The sequence below is a fragment of the Streptomyces sp. NPDC059037 genome (genome assembly GCF_042740015.1).
Taxonomy (GTDB): Bacteria; Actinomycetota; Actinomycetes; order Streptomycetales; family Streptomycetaceae; genus Streptomyces.
Genome location: NZ_JBHYIG010000435.1, coordinates 1 through 5,173, shown reverse-complemented (window position 1 = coordinate 5,173; position 5,173 = coordinate 1). Strand labels below are relative to the sequence as shown.

Below are 5,173 nucleotides of genomic sequence, written 5' to 3'. Positions count from 1 at the left end.
GTGGGGGCGGCTTATCCGGGGGGTGGGGGGGCGTGCGGGCCCGGGGGCGGGGGGGGACCCCCCGGGCGGCGCCGGGGGGGACCCGGGGCGCCGGCCGGGGGGTGTCCGGGCTCGTGCCGCGTTGGGTGTGGCCCGGTACAGGCCGAGCACCTCGCGCAGGTGGGCCGCTATCGACGGCGAACCGGGCGACCTGGCCAGGGAACGCGTGCCGATAGGCGAGTTCGCCAGCGCGCGAGGGCGCCCACGTCAGCGGTCAGCGGGACGAGGCGTCATTCGCGCAGCACTGCTTTGAGGGCGCGGGAGTTCGCTGGCGGTATGTATCTGGTGGGAGTCAGCGCTGTGCGAGGAAGGCAGTGAGGTAAGACGCCTGGTTTGCGGCACAGAGGCCGACAGGTTCAGGTTGCTTCACGACGGTTCCCGCGAGCCGGACGGAAGTGGGACGACCCGAACCGCGTCCTCGCACTCCAGGGAGCGGGGACCCACGAGCGGTACCGGCCGGGCGTGCTTGGATGGACCTGTGGCCCAGACAATCGATACACCGTTCGTCGGCCGGGCAAACGAACTCACCCGGCTCACCGGCGTGCTGGAGCGGGCCGCGGCCGGCGACCCGCGCGCTGTCCTCGTGGCCGGGGACGCCGGCGTCGGCAAGACCCGCACGCTGACCGTGGCCGCGGCGCACGCCGCCACCACCGGCATGACCGTCCTGACCGGCCACTGCGTGGACCTCGGGGACGTCGGCCTGCCCTACCTCCCGTTCACGGAGATCCTCGGTGCGGCCGCCGCCGACGAACGGCTCGCCCCGGCCTTCGCCGCGTACCCTGCGGTGGAGCGCCTGATCGGCACGGCAGCGGGGGCAGGCCCCGTGTCCGACGCCGGCAACCGCCTCCAGCTCTTTGAGGGGATCGCCGGACTCCTCGCCGACCTGACGGCCCTGGCCCCGCTTCTCCTGGTCATCGAGGACCTCCACTGGGCGGACCAGTCGTCTCGTGACCTGCTCCGCTTTCTGCTCAGCCGGGGTGTCCTGCAGCGACCCACGCCCGGCGGCCCGCCCCACCGGCTCGCAGTCTTCGCCTCGTACCGCGCGGACGACCTGCACCGCCGTCACCCGCTGCGGCCTCTGCTCGCCGAGCTGGTCAGGCTGCCCGCCGTCGACCGGCTCGAACTGCACCCGCTGGGTGACGCGGACGTGGCCCGGCTCGTGTACGCGCAACGCACAGGCCCCGTCTCCGACAGTGCGGTTCGTCGCATTGTCGACCGCGCCGAGGGAAACGCCTTCTACGCCGAGGAGTTGCTCGCCGCGCTGCCCGAGGACGACGAGGGCGCGGACTCAGCCGCCATGCCCAGCGGCCTGGCCGACGTCCTGCTCATCCGGATCGAGCAGCTGACAGAGACTGCCCAGCAGGTCCTGCGCACGGCGGCTGTGGCGGGGCGCCGGGTCGGGCACGACCTGCTGCGTGGCGCCGTGCAACTGCCGCAGGAGGAGCTGGAATCGGCGCTGCGCGAGGCAGTCGGTCACCAACTCCTTGTGACCGACGACGCCGCGACGTACTCCTTCCGGCACGCCCTCACCCGCGAGGCCGTGTACGCGGATCTGTTGCCCGGCGAACGGGTCAGGCTGCACGGGGTGTTCGCTGCGCTCCTCGCCGGCGAGGGCCGTCCGGCGGACAGCGCGGCGGAGCGGGCCCATCACTCACGCGCGAGCCACGACCTGGCCGACGCGCTGGCAGCCTCCCTCGAAGCCGCCGACCACGCCCAGCGCCTCCGCGCACCCGCCGAAGAACTGCGCCACCTGGAGACCGCGCTCGAACTGTGGGCCGTGGTGGACGCGTCCGCGCACCCCGAGCACAGCGACCCGGTCACTCTCACCCTGCGCGCCTCGGCCGCCGCAGCACACGCCGGGGATCCCCATCGCGCGGTGCAGCTCACCCGCTCCGCGCTCGCGCGGGCCGGCTCGGAGGCCGACTCCGAACTTGCCGCCCGCGTGCGCTACACCCTCGCGGGCAACCTGATGCGGATCGACCATCTGGAGGCCGCGTTCGCGTACAGCAGCGAGGCGCTCGGTCTGATCCCGGCCGAGCCGCCCTCGCGCACCTGGGTGTGGGCGGCCGCGACCCACGTCATGGCGGCCCGTTACGTGGGCCGTGACGAGGACGCCGAACGCGTCGCCCGGCAGGCCCTGGACGTCGCCGAGCGGCTCCGACTGGCTGACGCCCAGGCCGATCTGGTGATATCGCTGGTCGGCCTCGAGGCGCACAACCGGCGTACTCCGCAGGGTCGGGAGCGGCTCCTCGGAGCCCGTGAGCTGGCCCGCACCGCCGGGAATCTCCAGGTGGAGATGCGGGCGCTGTACAACCTGGCGATCGGTTCCTACGAGTGCGGCGAGATGGACCCGTGCCTGACCTGGATCAGCGACGGACTCGACCGCGCCCGCCGTGCCGGCCTCCTCTCCTCGCCGTACGCCGTGGAGTTGCGCTATCTGCAATCCCTGCTGCTCTACACGCTGGGGCGCTGGGACGAGTGCACGGAGACGGCCGCCGACGATGTCACCCTCCTCACGGCCACGTCCGGGTTCGCGACCGCGCCCGCGCTGTACGTCGTCCTGGCGCGCGGCGAGTTCGACGTGGCGGTCGGTGGCTCCCGCGCACTGCTCGACGGCCCCCCGGACTGGATGGCCTCGCTCGTCGCGAGCATCGTGCTGACCGACGCCGCGGCGCTGCGCGGTGACGCCGAGGACTGTGTCCGGCAGATGGGTGCCGCGGTCGACGCACTCACGGAGGGCTCGGGCTCCGACAGGCCCGATGCCGTGGTCCGGCTGGCCGCGCTCACCTTGTCGGCCGTCGCGGACGCGGCTGAGGAGTCCCGCCTGGCCGGCGACGCGCCGAGCACCAGTCGCTGGACGGACACGGCGGCCGAGCTCGTGGAACTGGCCCGGACCACGGCGGCCCACGGCGAAGACGGCACCGCGCAGGGACCCGAGGGGCTGGCCTGGCTGGCCCGCGCCCAAGCCGAGGCAGTACGCGCCGCCGTCGGCCCGGACGTCGCCGCCTGGGAGCGGGCCGTGACCGCGTTCGGCTACGGCGAACCATACGAACTCGCCCGGTGCCGACGGCGGCTCGCGGAGGCCCTGCTCACCGCCGGCCGCCGCGAAGAGGCGGCCGAGCAGGCACATGCTGCCCGGGACACGGCAGTGCGGCTCGGCGCCGTACCGCTGCGGGAGGCGCTCGACGCCTTGGTACGACGCGGCCCTCTCGCCGACACACCGGCCGCCAGGGAGCGGATCGCCGACCTGACCGCCCGGGAGAGCGAGGTGCTGCGGCTGCTCGGCCGGGGGCGCACCAATCGCCAGATCGGCGAAGAGTTGTACATCAGCGGCAAGACGGCAAGCGTCCACGTCTCCAACATCCTCGCCAAGCTGGGTGCCGCGAGCCGTACCGAGGCCGTCGGCATCGCATATCGCGAGGGCCTGATCGAGCCGGAGCCCAGCCCGTCCGGCTGAGCAGCCACAGCGCGATGCACAATGCCCGATACAGCCCCACGCGCATCCAGGCAACCTGGGCGGGACCGGGAACGTCGAGGAGGCGTCCAAGGCGTTTGGATTCTCACGGGCAAAGGGCTACGACCTGGTTCGCCAGGAGAGGTTTCCTCGCTGTGTGCTCCGCATCGACCGTAGCCGACGACGCACCGTCCCCGGCCAATGGCTGCCGGGGACGGTTGCGCGACAAACCGTCCACCCACGGTCGCTGAGGTTGTGCCCACCCAGCCGGTGGTCGGGGCCGAACTTCTTGATCCCTACGCCGCCTGCGGATGCAGGAGGCGGGCCAGCAGGTCGTCGAGGGTGACCATGCCGGTGAGTCGCCCGGTGTCGTCGCTGACGACGGTGAGCGAAGCGCGGCGCTCGCGCAGCTGCTCGATGGCGTGGCCTACGGTGTCTTGCTCGGTCAGTTCCGGAACCGGGCGGGCGAGTTCCCGGGCGGTGGCCGTCCGCCCTCGGGCGCGGGCGATGAGCGCGTCGCGTGCGTGCACGGAGCCGACGACGAGCGGTCCGTCGAGCACCAGCAGGCGGCTGCGGTCGTGTGCGGTCGCGGTGGCGAGGATGTCATCGATGCCGGCCTGCGCCGGGACCGAGGTGATCTGGGCGGCGGGCGTCTGGAGGTCGCCGACCGGCATATGGGGTTCGGTGAGCGAGTTGGTGATCAGTTCCGAGTCGGCCTCGCTGATCAGGCCGAGGCGCTGGGACTCCTCGACGAGGTGGGTGAGCTGCTCGCGGTTGTGGACCGAGGCGAGCTCGTCGCGCGGAGTGACCCGGCACATCCGTACCAGCGCGTTGCTCACTTTGTTGAGCAGCCAGATGACCGGGCGTACGGTCTTCACCGCCGCGCGGAAGGGCGGTGCGAGCAGCATGGCCGAGCGTTCGGGGTGGGCGATGGCCCAGGAATTGGGCCATCTCGCCGACCACCATGTGCAGGAACACCACGACGATCATCGCGAGGGCGAAGGAGACACCGTAGCTGGGCCCGTTGGGCAGGCCCATGTCGTGCAGCAGCGGGTCGAGTTCGTGGGAGATCGCGGGCTTGGAGATCGAGCCGAGGCCCAGCGTGCAGACGGTGATGCCGAGTTGGGCGCCCGCGAGCATGAGGGAGAGTTCCCGCATGCCGGAGAGCGCGGCCCTGGCGCCGCGCTGTCCCTCGGATGCCGCCTTCTCCATGCGGTGCCGCTTGGCGGCGACCAGCGCGAACTCGGCGGCCACGAAGAGGCCGCTGCCGATCAGCAGCAGGATGGTGACGAAGAGCGCCATCGGGAAACTCATGAGGGGGGCTCCTCGTGCGGGATCTCGGCATCAGGCAGCCGCTCGACACGCACGCGCTCGGCGACATGGCGCTCCAGTGTGCGAACATCGATGACAACCCTGACGCCGTCGGGCAGATCGACGGTGAGGCGGTCGCCGATGGCGGGGAAGCGGCCGAGCCGGTCGACGATCAACCCGGAGGCGGTGTCGTAGTCGTCCTCCTCGGGCAGCTCGATGCCGGTGGCGTCGGCGACCTCGTCCAGGCGGCGGCCCGCGTCCACCAGCCAGCCGTTCCCGTCGGGGACGGCGAGTTCGCCCACCGTGTCGCTCTCGTCGGCGATGTCGCCGACCAGTTCCTCGGCGAATTTCTCGATATAGACCGTTTCC

2 protein-coding genes and 1 pseudogene are annotated in these 5,173 nt (G+C 72.2%); 1 reads left to right on the top strand and 2 read right to left on the bottom strand.

The window, feature by feature from the left end:
* The first annotated feature begins 517 nt into the window (after window positions 1-517).
* A complete protein-coding gene (locus ACFWY6_RS44005; protein ID WP_384703123.1) occupies window positions 518-3,496 on the top strand; it encodes a helix-turn-helix transcriptional regulator in 2,979 nt (992 codons plus the stop codon).
* Between the two features lie 293 nt (window positions 3,497-3,789).
* On the opposite strand, the pseudogene ACFWY6_RS44000 reads toward ACFWY6_RS44005, so the two are convergent.
* Together ACFWY6_RS44000 and ACFWY6_RS43995 are read right to left on the bottom strand one after the other, a co-directional pair.
* Window positions 3,790-4,807: pseudogene (locus ACFWY6_RS44000) on the bottom strand (hemolysin family protein).
* Window positions 4,804-5,173: transporter associated domain-containing protein (locus ACFWY6_RS43995; protein ID WP_384703120.1), on the bottom strand; the 370-nt coding region annotated here is incomplete at its 5' end. The gene ACFWY6_RS43995 and the pseudogene ACFWY6_RS44000, both read right to left, overlap by 4 nt.